This is a genomic window from Streptomyces sp. R28 (assembly GCF_041052385.1).
Taxonomy (GTDB): domain Bacteria; phylum Actinomycetota; class Actinomycetes; order Streptomycetales; family Streptomycetaceae; genus Streptomyces.
On sequence record NZ_CP163439.1, the window covers coordinates 3432657 to 3450186 of the forward strand.

The following is a 17530-nucleotide window of genomic DNA, read 5'->3' on the forward strand; positions in this document are numbered from 1 at the left end:
CTGCGACATGATCAATATCGATGAGTTCGGGAGTCACCCGATGGGGCGAACCAGGACGGGCCCGCGTGGCCCCTGCCCTGCGCTGCTGTTGTACGACGGGCACCGTCCCGACACCGGTCGATTCGGCGGGCGCACGAGCGCCCCGCCCTCCCGAGCCACAAGGAAGTCCACGTGAACCACACCCGCACCGCCGTCGCGACCATCCTGGCCGCCGCCGCCTTTCTTGGCACCGCCGCCCTCGCCCCTGTCGCGGTCGCCGACGACGGCCGAGAGCAGGCGACCACCTGGCATGGCGACAACAAGCCCCACACTGCCTACAAAAAAATCAACGCGGGCAAGTACTACCCCATCCGCGTCCTGTGGGGTAACACCAACGGCGCGGGGTACCTCCACCTCGACATTTATGGCCCGAGCGGAAGGTAGGCGGCCGGAGTCCATCGAGCACGGCCTCGCCGCCCGCCGCTACGCGATGTCCGGCGACCACCGCGCCCTGCACGGCACGGTCCTCTGACCGCCGCCGCTCGCGGACACCTGGCTCTGCTGTGAGCCACACACCACCGGGCCGCGAGTTGCCTTCGTTGCCGCTCTTCCTCAGCGGTGCGGTCGCCGACACCTGCTTGGTCAAGTCGCCCATTCACCGGGAACGCGCCATCGCGGCCTGCTCAAGCTGCTCGCGGCCTTGGCGGATCGCGGGGCCGACGCGCGTTACCCCTCGGTGCTGCTGTCAGAGCAGCTTCTGCGGTGCCTAGAACAGGTCGACGGGCGCGATGTTGCACTCGGCCTTGGGACCGCCTAGCGCGTGCCCCCCGATGCCCTCACCTTCCGGTAGCGGCACCAAGCAGCGACCGTCGATGTTGATGAGCGGAGCGCCATAGGTGTTGAGGATGCCGCCTGCTTCGCCCGCGATGGCGGTGTCGCCGTTGCGGGTTCCGAAGTCCGCCGCCGATGCGGGTACAGCGACGGCCGTCGTTGCGGCAATCGCGAAAGCCGCGCCGGCCAGAACCTTCATGAACACTGTGATGCTCCTGTTCGATGAGACGGTCATCTTCTTTGTGATCTGTCCAACGCCACACTGTGGTTGCAGTTACGTGTACCGGACCAGCTGTCCTCGGCGAGCGCCGACACCTAGTGGTGGTCGTCGGAGGGCAGCAGGACCGTGATGTGGGTGCATCGCAGCATTTGCATGGGCCGGGCAGCACACGGGTGCCACACCGGATTCGCGGTTGCCGGCCTACGTAGCGGTAGTGCGCCGTGAGAACAGGTGAATCACCGGTGCAGACGGTTGAAACACCGTGCTGAAGGCGTCCAGGAGGGACTCGGGGACGTGGCTGGGACGTGAAGGCGTGCTGTTTCGCCTACGGAAGCGGCTCCGGTAGCTGCCCTGACGGAAGAAGTCCATCTGCCGCCCCCATTCATCCCACACGCTGGGTGACAGCCGACTCCAGACATGACCAGGAATCGGCTGGTACAGACCGGCGGCCGAAGTCGTTGTCGAGACCCGCGGGGTATCACGGACGCCCAGGAAGGCTTTGACGGCTTCGCGCCGCGCTGTCGCGAACTCAAGATCGGGAAAGTACTCGCTTCGCGGCGTGGCCGGCGGCGAGATACTGCGGCAGTTCCTGAGCGCGTGAGCTTCGGTGCCCCTGTAGGTGGGATGGGCCGGAGACAGCCATGGTCGTGTGACAGCCCCGCCTTGACGGTGTGCTTCGGTACGCAACGCCTCGAGGCGGGAACGGGGTTGTGCCGTGGAACCGATCTTGACGTACGACACAGCGCCTGTGATCGCGAGTACGTAGACGTGTCCGGTCCCTTCCAGCGCTTGCCTGGGCACCTGGTGTGCCTTGAAGAAGTGCAGTAACCAGCTGCGCGGATCGTTGTGCACGAGTTCAACCATGTCCCACCCCTCGACTCTGTCTTCCATGACAGTGAACCGAAGAGGTACGACACACCCTCCCCACCTGCGCATTTCCCCTTCAGGGGAACGATGTACCCGCCTGCCGGAGCGGCACGTGCAGCCGCCGTTTGTTCTGGCCCTCCAGAACAACCCGGTTCACCTAGTGCTACCGCCTACCTGGTGCTCGCCGCCCGGCGCCGACCGCGGGAGGGCCTCACGGTTGTTCTGCTGCTCCAGAACAAGCCGGTTTAGCTAGTGCTACCGGCTTACTGATCGTTTCAGAATGAGTTGAGCTGTGGGTCTTGTGCTCGACGATCTTGGTCGGCAGGGTGTCGGGGGTGCGCGCTGATCTTGTTCCTGACGACCTGTGGGAGCGGGTGGCCCCGCTTCTGCCGCCCGCCCCTGAGAGGCGCCGTCGCTACCCTGGGCGGCTGCGTGTTCCTGACCGAGCGGCACTCGCCGGCGTCATGTACGTGCTGCGGACGGGTGTCGCATGGCGTGACGTTCCTGCGGAGGCGGTGGGCTGTTCCGGGGCGACGGCCTGGCGCCGACTGCGAGACTGGACCGAGGCCGGCGTGTGGCCGCGCCTGCATGCTGCCCTGCTGACCGAGCTTCACCGTGCCGGTCTGCTGGACCTGGACGACTGCTCCGTGGACGGGTCGCATGTCCGGGCTCTCAAAGGGGGGATCACGTCGGCCCCTCACCCGTCGACCGCGCCCGCCCCGGCTCCAAGCACCACCTGATCGTCGATCGTCACGGAACCCCGCTCGCTATCACCCTCACCGGCGGCAACCGGCACGATGTCACCCAGCTCCTGCCGCTACTCGACGCGGTCCCGCCGATCCGGGGTCTCCGTGGACGTCCCCGCCGCAAGCCCCGGCGTCTGTATGCGGACCGGGGCTACGACTTCGACAAGTACCGCCGCATGCTGTGGAAGCGGGGCATCAAGCCGCTGATCGCGCGACGCGGCGTCGCTCACGGTTCCGGACTGGGCAAGGTGCGCTGGGTGGTCGAGCGTGCCTTCGCCTGGCTGCACCAGTTCAAACGGCTGCGCATCCGCTACGAGCGACGCGCCGATCTGCATGAGGGCCTGCTCGAACTGGCCTGCAGCCTCATATGCCTGCGCCGCCTGCGAACCTCATCCTGAAGCGATCAGTCGGCGACGCTGAACCACCCCGGTCGCACCTCGGTCAGAAGCGGTTGCAGGGACCGCACTGCGGTCCGCAGGTCCTGATCCGTGACGTCAAGGGGCTCCGGCAGGCTCAGCCCGTACCAGCGCAGCCGCCAGAGGTCGAAAATTTCGCTCCCGTCGGCTGCGAAGTCGACATCGACCTCGGTGTCGTTGTCGCTGACGAAGCGGCACCCTGCCCCATGAACCGTGTAGGAGTAGGTGCCGACCTGCCCACTCCGGCTGATCCGGCGCGAATGGACCAGGCCAAGGACATCTGCCAGTCGCTCAAGCGAGGGGATCGCCACCCTCATGGCCTCGTCAACCGCGTTCAGAGCGTCGACGTAACCAAGCACGAGCTCCCGTGCATCCCCAACCCGTTCCATACGGCGTCATCCCCCCCCTGAGCCCGTGGCTGAAGGGATTTTTCCATGGGCCGCCAGCGTCTCCGCAGGACGGCATTCTGAAACGATCAGTTAGGGGTCCTAACAAAGGCGTTGGACGTGTCGGTGGGTGATGAGGCAGGTAGCGAGGCCGAGGAAGGCCTCGTGGATGTCGTCGCGTCGCTCCCAGCGGATCCGCAGTCGGCGGAAGCCGTGCAGCCAGGCGATGGTGCGCTCTACCACCCACCGGAAGACGCCCAGGCCAGAACCGTGTTGCACGCCTCGTTCGGCGATGACCGGGCGGATGCCGCGCTGCCACAGCAGGCGCCGGTATTCGTCGTGGCCGTAACCGCGATCGGCGAGCAGAGCATCGGGTCTGTGTCTGGGCCGGCCGACTATGCCCGCCACGGCCGGAACCTTGTCCGGCAGAGGCAGCAACTGCGTGACGTCGCCCACGGTTTCCGCCGGTCAGCGACACCGCGAGCGGGATGCCCTGCCCGTCGGTGAGGACGTGGTGCTTGCTGCCCGGTCGTGCGCGGTCGACGGGGCTGGGTCCGCTTTTGGGCCGCGCCGGGCCGCCCTGACGTGGGAGGAGTCGATCACCGCCCGCGACCAGTCCAGCTTCGTGACATCCCCTACGAGATGGCCACTCCGCTACAGATCCCCAAGACCGCATGGCAGAACGGCCTTGCCGTCTTCTTCGCTCACGGCGCACGGCAGTCAGGCGACACATGGGCTGTCGGAGCACAGCCACAGCCCGGCTCCAAACTCTTCGGCATGATCACCCTGGCCGGTCGGGGCCAGGACAACGCCGCCAACGCAGCCGTGAAGTGGATGCGCGATCACTGCACCGCGAACGATCTGGAGTTGGTCAGGGTCGAGAACTTCAACGACCGCTACCCGGAGGAGCAACGAGCGGACTTCTCGCTCACGCGCTTCACGATCGCCCGGCCAGATTCACCAGGCGTGGACGACTGGACGTTGCCAACTGGACTGCCGCGGGCGGCCGCCCGGACCGCCCGACGGGCTCCGAGGAAGCGCCGGGAAGCGGCATGAGCCACCTCTCGTCCACCGATCCCGCGTCGTGTCCACTACGTGTCCACTGGATCTTGGTCTGAACGCATGAACGGGGGCCCCACTTTCGAGTGGCGGCCCCCGCTGCAACGTTTACGCAGGTCAGAACGTTTCTTCCCGCGTAGCGAGTGGTGGGGCGGGTGGGACTCGAACCCACGGCCGACGGATTATGAGTCCGCTGCTCTAACCGGCTGAGCTACCGCCCCATAGCGGCGTGTCGCGTACATGTGTGCGCGCCGTCTGCCGCAGCATAGCCGCTCATACGATCTCCTGCTTCGTATGGTCGACTTCGCATGCCCTGAAGGACTCCCCCGCGACCTGCACGGTTCCCGGGATCCGAGGACGGACATGAAAAAGGACCCCGATGGGGTCCTCGTTCAGCATGCTCCCCCGACTGGACTCGAACCAGTAACCTGCCGGTTAACAGCCGGCTGCTCTGCCAATTGAGCTACGGAGGACCGAGCTCCCCCGACTGGACTCGAACCAGTAACCTGCCGGTTAACAGCCGGCTGCTCTGCCAATTGAGCTACGGAGGAATGCCTCGTTGCATCGAACGCACCTACCTGGGTATTCGCCAGAGGGCGTGCGCTCGCTGCGACACATACATTAGCGCAAGCAGGGGGGTGCTCCGCCAATCGGTTCCCCTCGGCGCCGACGCCGCACCAGGGACCTACGCAAAAGGGAAGGGTGGCCGCCATGCGCTACCGGCTCACGTTCGTCATCGGAGTCGCCGTCGGTTACGTGCTCGGCACGCGCGCCGGACGCGAGCGCTACGAGCAGCTGAAGAAGTCCGCGCGCCAGGTCGCGCAGAACCCCGCCGTCCGCAACACCGCCGAGACGGCAGCCCAGCAGGGCCGCGTCTTCGCGGGCAAGGCGTACCACACGGTGACCGAGAAGGTCGGCGACCGAGTCCCCGAGTCGGTCGCCCAACGAGTGCGCTCCCTACGTGAGCGCAGCGCCCACAACGGAGGCGCGGAGGACGACTGGGGCACCAGCAACACGTAGGAGTACGCCTTGGGCGCCTGGCTCGGCGGCACACCCTGGGCGCCGGGAGCGGCAACGCCGCAAGGGGCGCGGGGCCGTGTCGATTTGCGGCTCCGCCGCGCGGGCGTGACCAGCCACGACGAACCCGCGCCCGCAAAACCCACACGCACTCCCACGGCGCCCACGGCCCCAGCCAGCGCAGCGCTACGGCACAATTTGGGCCATGGGGATAGTCGCCGGGTTGGACAGTTCGCCCGATTTCACTCGCATCGTCGTCTGCGACACGGACACGGGCGCCGTACTCAGGCAGGGGTACGCCCCGCATCCGGTGGAGTCGCCGGACGGCGGTGGCGCGCGCCCCTCCGACGTCGATCCGCAGGCCTGGCTGCTGTCCCTCGGTGAGGCGGCCGGCGGCGGGCTCCTCGAAGGTGTGCAGGCCATCGGCGTGTCGTCGCAGCAGAACGCGTTGGTCCCGCTCGACGCCCAGGGCAACACCGTGCGCCCCGCGATGGTCGGCGGCGACAAGCGGGCGCAGGTCGCGGCGGCCGATCTGATCGACGCGCTGGGCGGACGCGAGGCGTGGGCGCAGGCGGTGGGGTGTGTGCCGCAGGCCGCGCAGCCGGTGACCAAGTTGCGCTGGCTCGCCAAGACCGAGCCCGAGCACGCCGCACGCGCCGCCGTCCTGCTGCAGGCGCACGACTGGCTGGTGTGGCAGCTTCTCGGGCGGCCCGTGAGAAGAACCACGGACCGGGGCGGGGCTTCCGGCACCGGCTACTGGTCGGCGGCCACCGGCACCTACCGTTCCGATCTCGTCGAGCTGGCGCTCGGCCACCAGGCGATGCTGCCCGAGGTGATCGGGCCGGCGGATGCGGCCGGTACGACCCCCGAGGGGCTCCTCATCTCCGCGGGGACCGGCGAGACCATGGCCGCCGCCTTCGGGCTCGGCATCGGGCTGGGCGATGCCGTGGTGTCGCTCGGCGCTTCCGGGTCCGTGATGGCCGTCCACCCCGAGGCTCTCGTCGACAGCTCCGGGATGATCACTTCCCTGGCCGACGCGACCGGCATGCACCTCCCGGTCGTCACCACCCTCAACGCCGTACGCACCCTGCGCGGCGCCGCCGAACTCCTCGGCGCGCCCGATCTGGAGAGCCTGTCCGACCTGGCGATGAAGTCGACGCCGGGGGCTCACGGGCTCGTGCTGCTGCCCTATCTGGAAGGCGAGCGGACGCCGAGTCTGCCGCACACCGCGGGCACGCTGGCCGGGCTGCGGCGGGAGTCGATGAAGCCGGAGCATATGGCGCGGGCCGCGTTCGAGGGCATGCTGTGCGGGCTCGCGGACGCGCTCGACGTGCTGCGCGGCCGGGGCGTCGAGGTGCGGCGGATCTTCCTGCTGGGGGCGGCGGCCGAGCTGTCCGCCGTACAGGCGGCGGCGCCCGCGCTGTTCGGGGTGCAGGTCGTCGTACCGCAGCCCGCGGACTATGCGGCGATCGGCGCCGCTCGGCAGGCCGCGTGGGCGCTCGGTGTGTCGCAGGGCTCGCTCGATCCGCGCAACCCGCCGGTCTGGCAGGGCGCGGCGGCGCAGGTCCTGGAGCCCGGCGAGGAGCTGGCGGTGGGGCAGGCGGTGCGTCAGCAGTTCGTGTCGGTGCGGGAGCAGACCCATCCCGGGGCGTTCCGGTCCTAGTGCCGGCGTAGCGGAATGTAAGAGACCGGTAGGACTCGCACCCGGAAGGCCGTACGGAACCGCGCTGACGGCTTAATCGGTTGAGGTAACACCAGCGGAGTGTTCGACGATAGGGGCCAAGGGCAACCAATCGCCCCGTCGTCGACTCCGAGAGAAGCAGCGTGCTCATACGACTTCTGCGGACCTACCTCAGGCCCTACCGAAAACCCATCGCCTGGCTGGTGCTGCTGCAGTTCCTGCAGACCTGCGCCACCCTCTACCTGCCCACGCTGAACGCGGACATCATCGACACGGGCGTCGTCAACGGCGACACCGGCTACATCCTGTCCTACGGCGCCCTGATGATCGGCATCTCGCTGGCGCAGGTCGTGTGCAACATCGGTGCCGTGTACTACGGCGCGCGGACCGCGGCGGCGCTCGGGCGGGACGTGCGCGCGGCCGTGTTCGACCGGGTGCAGTCGTTCTCGGCGCGTGAGGTCGGCCACTTCGGCGCGCCCTCGCTGATCACCCGTACGACCAATGACGTCCAGCAGGTGCAGATGCTGGCGCTGATGACGTTCACGCTGATGGTGTCGGCGCCGATCATGTGCGTCGGCGGCATCGTGCTGGCACTCGGCCTGGATGTGCCGCTGTCCGCGGTGCTGGTCGCCGTGGTGCCCGTGCTCGGCATCAGTGTGACCTTGATCGTGCGGCAGCTGCGGCCGCTGTTCCGGACCATGCAGGTACGGCTCGACACGGTGAACCGGGTGCTGCGCGAGCAGATCACCGGCAACCGGGTGATCCGTGCCTTCGTGCGCGACGAGTACGAGCAGCAGCGCTTCAGGAAGTCCAACGCCGAGCTCACCGAGATGGCGATGGGCACCGGCAGACTGCTCGCGCTGATGTTCCCGATCGTCATGACGGTGGTGAACCTGTCGTCCATCGCGGTGGTCTGGTTCGGGGCACATCGCATCGACAGCGGCGGGATGCAGATCGGTGACCTGACCGCGTTCCTCGCCTATCTCATGCAGATCGTGATGTCCGTGATGATGGCCACCTTCATGTTCATGATGGTCCCGCGCGCGGAGGTGTGCGCCGAGCGCATCCAGGAGGTCCTGGACACGTCGTCGAGCGTGGTTCCGCCCCGCACGCCGGTGCGGGAGCTGCGCCGGCACGGTCATCTGGAGATCCGGGGCGCCGGGTTCCGCTACCCGGGTGCCGAGGAGCCGGTGCTGAAGGCGATCGACCTGGTCGCGCTGCCGGGTGAGACGACGGCCGTGATCGGGTCGACCGGCAGCGGGAAGTCGACCCTGCTGGGGCTCGTCCCGCGCCTGTTCGACGCGACCGACGGGCGGGTGCTGGTGGACGGGGAGGACGTGGCGAGCGTCGATCCCCAGCTGCTGGCGAAGACCGTGAGCCTCGTACCGCAGCGGCCGTATCTGTTCGCCGGGACGGTGGCGACCAACCTCCGCTACGGCAATCCGGACGCCACGGACGAGGAGCTGTGGCACGCGCTGAAGGTGGCGCAGGCCAAGGAGTTCGTGGAGCGGCTGGAGGGCGGGCTCGACGCGCCCATCGCGCAGGGCGGCACGAACGTGTCGGGCGGTCAGCGCCAGCGCCTCGCCATCGCGCGCACGCTCGTCCAGCGCCCGGAGATCTACCTCTTCGACGACTCCTTCTCCGCCCTCGACTACGCGACGGACGCCGCGCTGCGTGCGGCGCTCGCCCGCGAGACCTCCGAGGCGACCGTCGTCATCGTCGCCCAGCGCGTGGCCACCATCCGGGACGCGGACCGGATCGTCGTGCTCGACGAGGGGCGGGTCGTCGGCACGGGCCGGCACCACGAGCTGATGGCGGACAACGAGACATACCGGGAGATCGTGCTCTCCCAGCTGACGGAAGCGGAGGCTGCCTGATGGCCGGGCCTATGGGGCGGATGATGGCCGGTGGCGGCCCCGATCAGCACTCGCTGGACTTCAAGGTGTCGGGCAGGCGGCTGCTCTCCCACTTCAAGCCCGAGCGGCTCACCATCTACGCGCTGCTGTTCTGCGTCGTCGTGAGCGTGGGTCTGTCGGTCGCCGGGCCGAAGATCCTCGGTGCGGCCACCGACCTGGTCTTCGCGGGCATCGTCGGGCGGCAGTTCGAGCCCGGGATGACCAAGGAGCAGGTCCTCGCGGCCATGCGGGAGCGCGGCGACGGCCAGATCGCCGACATGCTGCGCAGCACCGACTTCACGCCGGGCGAGGGCATCGACTTCACCGCTGTGGGGAACGTGCTCCTCTTCGCGCTCGCGGTGTTCGTCGTCGCCGGGCTGCTGATGGCGGTGGCGACGCGGCTGGTGAACCGGGCTGTGAACCGCACCATGTACCGGATGCGTGAGGACGTCCAGGCGAAGCTGTCGCGGCTGCCGCTGTCGTACTTCGACAAGCGCCAGCGCGGTGAGGTGCTGTCCCGGGCGACCAACGACATCGACAACATCGGGCAGACACTGCAGCAGTCGATGGGTCAGCTCATCAACTCGGTGCTCACCATCATCGGTGTGCTGGCGATGATGTTCTGGGTGTCGTGGCTGCTGGCGCTGGTCGCGTTGGTGACCGTGCCGCTGTCGTTCGTGGTCGCCACGCGGGTGGGCAAGCGGTCGCAGCCGCACTTCGTGCAGCAGTGGCGGTCGACCGGCAAGCTCAACGCGCACGTCGAGGAGATGTACACCGGGCACACCCTGGTGAAGGTGTTCGGGCGGCAGGAGGAGTCGGCCAAGCAGTTCGCCGAGCAGAACGAGGCGCTGTACGAGGCCGGGTTCAAGGCGCAGTTCAACAGCGGGATCATGCAGCCGCTGATGCTGTTCGTGTCGAACATCAACTACGTGCTGGTGGCGGTGGTCGGCGGTCTGCGGGTCGCGTCGGGCTCGCTGTCGATCGGTGACGTGCAGGCCTTCATCCAGTACTCGCGGCAGTTCTCGATGCCGCTGACGCAGGTCGCGTCGATGGCGAACCTCGTGCAGTCGGGTGTCGCGTCCGCCGAGCGGATCTTCGAGCTGCTGGACGCGGAGGAGCAGGAGGCCGACCCCATGCCGGGGGTGCGGCCGGAGGAGCTGCGGGGGCGGGTGGCGCTGGAGGGGGTGTCCTTCCGGTACGACCCCGAGAAGCCGCTGATCGAGGACCTGTCGCTGGCGGTGGAGCCCGGGCACACGGTCGCGATCGTCGGGCCCACGGGTGCCGGCAAGACGACTCTCGTGAATCTGCTGATGCGGTTCTACGACGTCTCGTCCGGGCGGATCACCCTCGACGGGGTCGACATCGCGCGGATGTCCCGGGACGAACTGCGGGCCGGGATCGGGATGGTGCTGCAAGACACCTGGCTGTTCGGCGGCACGATCGCGGAGAACATCGCGTACGGGGCCTCGCGGAAGGTGACCCGGGGCGAGATCGAGGAAGCCGCGAGGGCCGCCCACGCCGACCGGTTCATCCGTACCCTGCCCGACGGGTACGACACGGTGATCGACGACGAGGGGTCGGGGGTCAGTGCGGGTGAGAAGCAGCTGATCACCATCGCTCGGGCGTTCCTGTCGGACCCGGTGATCCTGGTGCTGGACGAGGCGACCTCGTCGGTCGACACCCGTACCGAGGTGCTGATCCAGAAGGCGATGGCCAAACTGGCGCACGGGCGTACGTCGTTCGTCATCGCGCACCGGCTGTCGACCATCCGGGACGCGGACACGATCCTCGTCATGGAGAACGGGGCGATCGTGGAACAGGGCGCGCACGGCGAGCTGTTGGCGGCCGACGGGGCGTATGCGCGGTTGTACAAGGCGCAGTTCGCCCAGGCGGTGGCCGAGGTGGACTGACGTGGACTGAATCGCGGTCGGGGGTGCCACGTGGTGTTGTGGGGCGACTGCGGGCCGGTGGGGGTCGGCCGCGCCCCGCGGCGCAGCCGCATATCGACACAGCCCCGCGCCCCTGAGGGGCGTCAGCTGCACGTACCCAAGGGGCGCGGGGAACTGCGCGGCCAACCCCCACTCGCCCGCAGACGGCCTCAGTCCAGATAACCCCTCAGCTGATCCGCGAATGCATGATCCCGCAGCTTGTTGAGCGTCTTCGACTCGATCTGCCTGATCCGCTCCCGCGTCACGCCGAAGATCCGGCCTATCTCCTCCAGCGTGCGAGGGCGGCCGTCCGCCAAGCCGTACCGCAGCTGTACGACCTTCCGCTCCCGCTCCCCCAGCGTCGACAGAACCACTTCCAGGTGCTCCCTGAGCAGCAGGAACGCCGCCGACTCGACCGGCGATGTCGCGTCGCCGTCCTCGATGAGGTCGCCGAGCGCCACGTCGTCCTCCTCGCCCACCGGGGCGTGCAGCGACACCGGTTCCTGGGCCAGGCGCAGCACCTCGCTGACGCGCTCGGGCAGCAGGTCGAGGTGGGCGGCCACCTCCTCCGGCGTCGGTTCGTAGCCGCGTTCCTGCAGCATGCGGCGCTGGACGCGGACGACCCGGTTGATCAACTCGACGACGTGGACCGGCACTCGGATGGTGCGGGCCTGGTCGGCGAGGGCGCGGGACATGGCCTGGCGGATCCACCAGGTGGCGTACGTCGAGAACTTGTAGCCGCGGGCGTAGTCGAACTTCTCCACGGCCCGGATCAGGCCGAGGTTCCCCTCCTGGACCAGGTCCAGCATGGTCAGGCCGCGGCCGACGTACCTCTTCGCCACGGACACGACGAGCCGCAGGTTCGCCTCGATCAGCCGCCGCTTGGCCATCCGGCCCATGACGACCAGGCGGTCGAGGTCGAGGGCGAGCCGGCTCTCCAGATCGGGGGTGCTGCTCAGCTTCTCCTCGGCGAACAGGCCGGCCTCGACGCGGCGGGCGAGTTCGACCTCCTCGGCCGCGGTGAGGAGGGGGATGCGGCCGATCTCCCGCAGGTACTGGCGGAAGAGGTCGGAGGAGGGACCGCTGTTGTCGGCGCGGGCGCGGGCCGGCAGCGGTGCTTCGACCGGCTCGGTGGCGTCGGCGCCGTCCAGGGCCTCCGCGGGCGGTTCCGCGGGCTCGGGCGAGGCCTCCGGCTCCGCCTCGGGGTGGTGCGCGACCCGGCTCTGCGGCGGCACCGCGGCGAGAACGTCGGCCTCCGCGTCCGGTTCGGTGCTGTCAGCGCCGGTGGCGGCAGCGGCGTCGGTCTGGATGAGGGTCTGGGTCTGCACGGGGGGCGACCTCCAGGATGATCGCTGCCGAGGCATACGGCAGCGCTGCTTCGAGGGCGGAGTCGGCGGCCTCGCCGCTGTCCGTCCCGTACGCGATGAGCGGAACCGCGGGGGTGTGGGACCCGTGGGGAACGGATCGGCCGCGCTCCGAGGACTCAGGCACCGGAACCCAGTGTGGAGTACGACACATCGCCGCCACGAGGGGCGTGCGGGGACTTTTTGAGTCCGGTGCGTGACCGGGCGGTTACCCAGTCGTACGCAAATCCCGCGTATCTCTCAGAGCGCCGCCGCGCCCTGCCCCCGCAATGCCTGGTCGTACTGCTGCAACACCCACAGCTCGTTCTGCACGGCGGCCAGTTGGGCCGGGTCGCCGCCCGCGCCCAGGCGGGTCAGCTGGCCCTGGATGTCGCGGACGCGGCGGTCCACGGCGCGGCGGCGGACCGTCACGAGCTGTTCGCCGGCGTAGTTCTCGTCGACCGTCCTGCGCATGATCGCCTCGACCGCCAGCTCCGTGACCATCGCGCGGACCTGGTCGTCGGGGGCCGCGTCGCGGACGCGGACCAGGTACTCCTGCGCGTCCTGGATGCCGTACTCCGCGCCCCCCGCGTCCATGATCGCCTGGCGTACGGCCGCGTAGGGCGCGGCGGTGAACTCGTCGACGCCGTACGCGTCGAACGCCGGGGAGACCAACTCGGGGCGCTGGAGGGCGAGTTTGAGGAGTTCGCGTTCGGTGGCGTAGACGGGGTTGCGCAGGGTCAGGGCCGGGCCGGATGTGCGGGGGCCGGCGGCGGCGTCGTACTGCTGCTGCGGGTTGCGGGATCCCGGGCCGGACGCCGGCGCCTGTCCCCTGCCACCCCGGTCCCGTGCCCAACGCGCCAGCTGCGCCACCCGCTTCACCACGAACTGCGTGTCGAGGATGCCGAGCATGCCCGCGAGCTGGACGGCCACCTCGTGCTGGGCGCCGCTGTTCTTGATGCGGGCGACGATCGGCGCCGCCTCGTCCAGCGCCGCCGCGCGGCCCGCCGGGGTGTCGAGGTCGTAGCGCAGGACGATCTGGCGCAGCGCGAACTCGAAGAGCGGGGTGCGCGGTTCGGCCAGGTCGGCGACCGCCTCGTCGCCCTTGGCCAGGCGCAGCTCGCAGGGGTCCATGCCGTCGGGCGCGATCGCGATGTACGTCTCGGCGGCGAACTTCTGGTCGTCCTCGAAGGCGCGCAGGGCCGCCTTCTGGCCGGCCGCGTCGCCGTCGAAGGTGAAGATGACGCGGGCCGAGCCGTTGTCCATCAGCAGTCGGCGGAGGATCTTGATGTGGTCGCCGCCGAAGGCCGTACCGCAGGTGGCGATGGCCGTGGTGACGCCGGCGAGGTGGCAGGCCATGACGTCCGTGTAGCCCTCGACGACGACCGCGCGGCTGACCTTCGCGATGTCCTTCTTGGCGAGGTCGATGCCGTAGAGGACCTGGGACTTCTTGTAGATGGCGGTGTCGGGGGTGTTGAGGTACTTGGGGCCGTTGTCGGCCTCGTAGAGCTTGCGCGCGCCGAAGCCGACGACCTCCCCGCCGATGTCCCTGATCGGCCACATGAGACGGCCCCGGAAACGGTCGATCGGGCCGCGCCGGCCCTCCTGCGCGAGCCCGGACAGGAGGAGCTCCTTGTCGGTGAAGCCCTTGCCGCGGAGGTAGCGGGTGAGGTGGTCCCAGCCCTGGGGGCTGTAGCCGACGCCGAAGTGGAGGGCGGCGGACTGGTCGAAGCCGCGCTCGGCGAGGAAGATCCGGCCGGTGTCGGCCTCGGGGCTGGTCGCCAGCTGCTCGGCGTACCACTCGGCGGCGATCTTGTGGGCCTCGACCAGGCGGATGCGTTCGCCGCGCTGGTGGGAGGGGTTGTACCCGCCCTCCTCGTAACGCAGGGTGATGCCGGCCTGGGCGGCGAGGCGCTCGACCGCCTCGGAGAAGGAGAGGTGGTCGACCTTCATCACGAACGTGATGGTGTCGCCGCCCTCCTGGCAGCCGAAGCAGTGGAAGAGCCCCTTGCTGGGGCTGACCTGGAAGGACGGCGACTTCTCGTCATGGAAGGGACACAGGCCCTTGAGGTTCCCGCCGCCCGCGCCGCGCAGCTGGAGGTACTCGGACACCACGGCGTCGATCGGGACCGCGTCCCGAACAGCCTTCACGTCCTCGTCGTTGATCCGTCCTGCCACGCGTGAATTCTACGGGGGCGGACCGACATCTCCGGGCGGGCTGCGGCGCCCCAGGGGCGCGGGGCTGTGTCGATGTGCGGCTCCGCCGCGTGGGCGCGACCAGCCCCCATGACCCGCACCCGCGCCCGCGAGACGACGGAACCCGGCTGGCGCCTAGGCGATCAGGCTCTCAAGGGCGACGTGCGGGTCCGCCAGGGCCTCCGTGTTCACCTGTTCCTTCGAGCGGATCAGCTGCTGAATGGGCTCTGTGACGTCCCACACGTTCACGTTCATCCCGGCGAGCACCCGGCCGCCCTTCACCCAGAACGCGATGAACTCCCGCTTCCCGGCGTCCCCGCGGATCACCACTTCGTCGTACGACCCCGGGGGCGCCCAGCCGGAGTACTCCATGCCCAAGTCGTACTGGTCGGAGAAGAAGTAGGGCACGCGGTCGTAGGTGACGTCCTGCCCGAGCATCGCCCGCGCCGCCGCCGGGCCGCCGCCCAGCGCGTTGGCCCAGTGCTCCACGCGCAGCCGGGTGTCGAACAGGGCGTGCGGGAAGGAGGCCACGTCGCCGGCCGCGTAGATGTCGGGGTCGGAGGTGCGCAGCCGCTCGTCGACCACGACGCCGCGGCCATGGGTACGGTCGGCGATCTCCAGCCCCGCCGCCTCCGCGAGGCCGATGCGCGGGGCCGCGCCGATCGCCGCCAGGACGTCGTGCGCGGGGTGCTCCTCGCCGTCGTCGGTGCGGGCGGCCAGCACCATGCCGTCCTGGCCGACGATCTCCGTCAGCCGCCGGCCGAAGTGGAAGCGCACGCCGTGCTCGCGGTGCAGCTCGGCGAAGACGGCGCCCAGCTCGGGGCCGAGGACGCCGTGCAGCGGGGTCGGGTTGTGCTCGATGACGGTGACCTCGGCGCCGTACTCCCGGGCCGCCGCCGCGACCTCCAGGCCGATCCAGCCGGCGCCGGCGATCACGATGTGCCCGTTGTCCCGGCCGAGCGAGGCGAGGACGCCCTTGAGGCGCTCGGCGTGCGCGAGGCGGCGCAGGTGGTGGACGCCGGCCAGGTCCGTGCCCGGGATGTCCAGGCGGCGCGGCTCGGCGCCGGTGGCCAGCAGGAGCTTGTCGTAGTGGACGACGGTGCCGTCCTCGCCGAACCGCACCGTCTTCGCCGTACGGTCGATCGCGTCGACGGTCTGGCCCAGGTGCAGCTCGATGTCGTTGCGCGCGTACCAGGCGGGCTCGTGCACGAAGACGCTGTCGCGCTCCTCCTTGCCGAGGAGATAGCCCTTGGACAGGGGCGGCCTCTCGTACGGGTGGTCGCGCTCGTCGCAGATCAGTATCACCCGCCCGGTGAAGCCGTCCGCCCGGAGCGTCTCGGCCGCCTTCGCGCCGGCGAGTCCGCCTCCGACGATGACGAATGTCTGATCCGCGTCGACCACTTGATGCCTCCTCGTCAGGGTGCCGCCACACGAGCGTCCCGCACGCAGCGTGATGCGGGAAGAGGGGGTGACCCGATCAGGCCACGCAGGGTCACTTTCGAGTGCCCGTTCGCCCCATGTGTCCCAACCGTCACGAGCGGGTGATCACCCCTCGGAGGGAGGCCGACGGCGCGCCTGCCTCGCTCCGGAACAGGCGCACCCCCGCCGCGCCAAGCGTCCCGTGGGGGCCGGGAGTTGTCGGCCCGCTCCCGGCGGGAGGCCGCCGCGAGCAGCTGCCGGTGGCGGTGGGCTCCTGACCCGCTCGACCCGCTAGACCCGCTGCGTGAGCCGCGTGTGCAGGGAGCGGGCCGAGGCGTCCGTCAGGGAGGCGATCTGGTCGACGATCACGCGTTTGCGGGCGCGGTCGTCGGCGGCCGCGTCGAACAGGGCCCGGAACTGCGGGTCCAGCCCGTCGGGCGCGCGGGCGGTGAGCGCCTCGGCCAGTTCGGCGACCACGATCCGCTGGTCGGCGCGCAGCCGCTCCTGCTCGGCGCGCTGCATGACGTACCGGTCGGCGACGGCCTTGAGGACCGCGCACTCCAGGCGGGTCGCGTGCGGTACGACGAGTTCGGCGCCGTAGCGGGTGAGCCGGCCGCTGCCGTACGCCGCGCGTGTGGCGCTCTCGGCGGCCAGGCAGAACCGGCCGATGAGCTGGCTGGTGGCGTCCTTGAGGCGGGCCTGGGCGACGGCCGAACCGTCGTAGCCGTGCGGCCACCACGGTTCTTCCTGGAGCCGGTCGAGGGCGGCGGACAGTTCCGCCGGGTCGGTGTCCTCAGGGACGTACCGTCCGACGGCGACCGCGAAGACCGCCTGGCGTTCCGGCTCGGCGTGCAGGTAGTTGGGGTCGATGTGGCCGGCGTGCAGGCCGTCCTCGACGTCGTGCACCGAGTACGCCACGTCGTCGGACCAGTCCATGACCTGGGCCTCGAAGGTGGTGCGGGTGGCGGGGGCGTCCTTGCGGACCCAGTCGAAGACGGGGCGGTCGTCCTCGTAGACACCGAACTTCGGGGACGTCGGGGCGGTGGGGTGGGCGCCGCGGGACCACGGGTACTTGGTGGCGGCGTCGAGGGTGGCTCGGGTGAGGTTGAGGCCTACCGAGCCCTCCGGGGTGAACCGTTTGGGTTCGATGCGGGTGAGGAGCCTCAGGGACTGGGCGTTGCCCTCGAAGCCGCCGCAGTCCTCGGCGAATTCGTTGAGCGCGACTTCGCCGTTGTGCCCGAAGGGAGGGTGGCCGAGGTCGTGGGAGAGGCAGGCGGCTTCGACCAGGTCGGGGTCGCAGCCGAGGGCTGCGCCGAGCTCTCGGCCGACCTGGGCGCACTCCAGGGAGTGGGTGAGGCGGGTGCGGGGGCTCGGGTCCCAGGCGTGGCTGTGGGTTCCGGGTGTCACTACTTGGGTCTTGCCGGCGAGGCGGCGCAGGGCCGCGGAGTGCAGCACTCGGGCGCGGTCGCGTTGGAAGGCCGTGCGGCCTGGGCGTTTGTCGGGTTCGGGTGCCCAGCGTTCGACTGCCGACTCGTCGTAGTACATGC

General features: G+C 69.6%; 13 protein-coding genes, 3 tRNA genes and 2 pseudogenes. 7 read left to right on the plus strand and 11 right to left on the minus strand.

Annotated features, from left to right (window positions below; translation table 11 throughout):
• The first annotated feature begins 171 nt into the window (after positions 1-171).
• On the plus strand, positions 172-423 hold the full coding sequence (locus tag AB5J49_RS15135) for a GLEYA domain-containing protein (RefSeq protein WP_369169156.1): 252 nt from the start codon (positions 172-174) through the stop codon (positions 421-423).
• A gap of 322 nt (positions 424-745) precedes the next feature.
• Here the strand turns inward: AB5J49_RS15135 and AB5J49_RS15140 are convergent, their stop codons facing one another.
• Complete coding sequence (locus AB5J49_RS15140; protein WP_369175143.1) at positions 746-1009, minus strand: hypothetical protein; 264 nt, start codon at positions 1007-1009, stop codon at positions 746-748.
• A gap of 222 nt (positions 1010-1231) precedes the next feature.
• Entirely contained in the window at positions 1232-1894 is a 663-nt protein-coding gene (locus AB5J49_RS15145) for a hypothetical protein (protein ID WP_369169157.1), read from the minus strand.
• A 338-nt stretch (positions 1895-2232) separates the two neighbouring features.
• On the opposite strand from AB5J49_RS15145, the gene AB5J49_RS15150 reads away from it, so the two are divergent.
• A protein-coding gene (locus AB5J49_RS15150; RefSeq protein WP_369169158.1) for an IS5 family transposase occupies positions 2233-3041 on the plus strand; the annotation gives its coding sequence in 2 pieces (ribosomal slippage) (positions 2233-2572 and positions 2572-3041; 810 coding nt in all).
• A 5-nt stretch (positions 3042-3046) separates the two neighbouring features.
• On the opposite strand, the gene AB5J49_RS15155 is transcribed toward AB5J49_RS15150, so the two are convergent.
• The gene (locus tag AB5J49_RS15155; protein WP_369169159.1) at positions 3047-3448 is read right to left on the minus strand and encodes a hypothetical protein; all 402 of its coding nucleotides are present in this window, start codon (positions 3446-3448) and stop codon (positions 3047-3049) included.
• Between the two features lie 99 nt (positions 3449-3547).
• Positions 3548-4069 (minus strand): annotated as a pseudogene (locus AB5J49_RS15160) (IS5 family transposase); the annotation flags it as partial.
• A 153-nt stretch (positions 4070-4222) separates the two neighbouring features.
• Between AB5J49_RS15160 and AB5J49_RS15165 the strand changes: the two are divergent.
• Entirely contained in the window at positions 4223-4501 is a 279-nt protein-coding gene (locus AB5J49_RS15165) for a hypothetical protein (RefSeq protein WP_369169160.1), read from the plus strand.
• A 147-nt stretch (positions 4502-4648) separates the two neighbouring features.
• On the opposite strand, the gene AB5J49_RS15170 is transcribed toward AB5J49_RS15165, so the two are convergent.
• From AB5J49_RS15170 to AB5J49_RS15180, 3 genes are all read right to left on the minus strand, one after another.
• A tRNA-Ile gene (locus AB5J49_RS15170) sits at positions 4649-4725 on the minus strand.
• Between the two features lie 179 nt (positions 4726-4904).
• Positions 4905-4977, minus strand: a tRNA-Asn gene (locus AB5J49_RS15175).
• A 5-nt stretch (positions 4978-4982) separates the two neighbouring features.
• Positions 4983-5055: transfer RNA gene (locus tag AB5J49_RS15180), tRNA-Asn, on the minus strand.
• 160 nt (positions 5056-5215) lie between these two features.
• Here AB5J49_RS15180 and AB5J49_RS15185 point away from each other — a divergent pair.
• From AB5J49_RS15185 to AB5J49_RS15200, 4 genes are all read left to right on the plus strand, one after another.
• Positions 5216-5524, plus strand: a complete 309-nt coding sequence (locus AB5J49_RS15185; RefSeq protein ID WP_369169161.1) for a YtxH domain-containing protein — start codon at positions 5216-5218, stop codon at positions 5522-5524.
• A 202-nt stretch (positions 5525-5726) separates the two neighbouring features.
• Positions 5727-7184 (plus strand): FGGY-family carbohydrate kinase, encoded by a 1458-nt coding sequence (locus AB5J49_RS15190; RefSeq protein WP_369169162.1) that lies wholly within the window; start codon positions 5727-5729, stop codon positions 7182-7184.
• A 161-nt stretch (positions 7185-7345) separates the two neighbouring features.
• Positions 7346-9079 (plus strand): ABC transporter ATP-binding protein, encoded by a 1734-nt coding sequence (locus AB5J49_RS15195; protein ID WP_369169163.1) that lies wholly within the window; start codon positions 7346-7348, stop codon positions 9077-9079.
• The gene (locus AB5J49_RS15200; RefSeq protein WP_369169164.1) at positions 9079-11007 is read left to right on the plus strand and encodes an ABC transporter ATP-binding protein; all 1929 of its coding nucleotides are present in this window, start codon (positions 9079-9081) and stop codon (positions 11005-11007) included. Before AB5J49_RS15195 ends, AB5J49_RS15200 begins: the two co-directional genes overlap by 1 nt.
• 188 nt (positions 11008-11195) lie before the next feature.
• On the opposite strand, the pseudogene AB5J49_RS15205 reads toward AB5J49_RS15200, so the two are convergent.
• The 4 genes and pseudogenes from AB5J49_RS15205 to AB5J49_RS15220 form a co-directional block, all read right to left on the minus strand.
• Positions 11196-12516, minus strand: a pseudogene (locus AB5J49_RS15205) (RNA polymerase sigma factor).
• A gap of 113 nt (positions 12517-12629) precedes the next feature.
• A complete protein-coding gene (dnaG, locus tag AB5J49_RS15210) occupies positions 12630-14546 on the minus strand; it encodes a DNA primase (RefSeq protein ID WP_369169165.1) in 1917 nt (638 codons plus the stop codon).
• Between the two features lie 153 nt (positions 14547-14699).
• The gene (locus AB5J49_RS15215) at positions 14700-15965 is read right to left on the minus strand and encodes an NAD(P)/FAD-dependent oxidoreductase (protein WP_369169166.1); all 1266 of its coding nucleotides are present in this window, start codon (positions 15963-15965) and stop codon (positions 14700-14702) included.
• 309 nt (positions 15966-16274) lie between these two features.
• Positions 16275-17528 (minus strand): deoxyguanosinetriphosphate triphosphohydrolase, encoded by a 1254-nt coding sequence (locus AB5J49_RS15220; protein ID WP_369169167.1) that lies wholly within the window; start codon positions 17526-17528, stop codon positions 16275-16277.
• Positions 17529-17530: the final 2 nt, after the last annotated feature.

Coding starts and splice junctions, on each gene's coding strand:
- AB5J49_RS15165 (WP_369169160.1), top strand. CDS start 4,223: ATGATCACCCTGGCCGGTCGGGGCCAGGACAACGCCGCCAACGCAGCC.
- AB5J49_RS15185 (WP_369169161.1), top strand. CDS start 5,216: ATGCGCTACCGGCTCACGTTCGTCATCGGAGTCGCCGTCGGTTACGTG.
- AB5J49_RS15200 (WP_369169164.1), top strand. CDS start 9,079: ATGGCCGGGCCTATGGGGCGGATGATGGCCGGTGGCGGCCCCGATCAG.
- AB5J49_RS15155 (WP_369169159.1), bottom strand. CDS start 3,448: ATGGAACGGGTTGGGGATGCACGGGAGCTCGTGCTTGGTTACGTCGAC.
- AB5J49_RS15190 (WP_369169162.1), top strand. CDS start 5,727: ATGGGGATAGTCGCCGGGTTGGACAGTTCGCCCGATTTCACTCGCATC.
- AB5J49_RS15140 (WP_369175143.1), bottom strand. CDS start 1,009: ATGAAGGTTCTGGCCGGCGCGGCTTTCGCGATTGCCGCAACGACGGCC.
- AB5J49_RS15145 (WP_369169157.1), bottom strand. CDS start 1,894: ATGGTTGAACTCGTGCACAACGATCCGCGCAGCTGGTTACTGCACTTC.
- AB5J49_RS15220 (WP_369169167.1), bottom strand. CDS start 17,528: ATGTACTACGACGAGTCGGCAGTCGAACGCTGGGCACCCGAACCCGAC.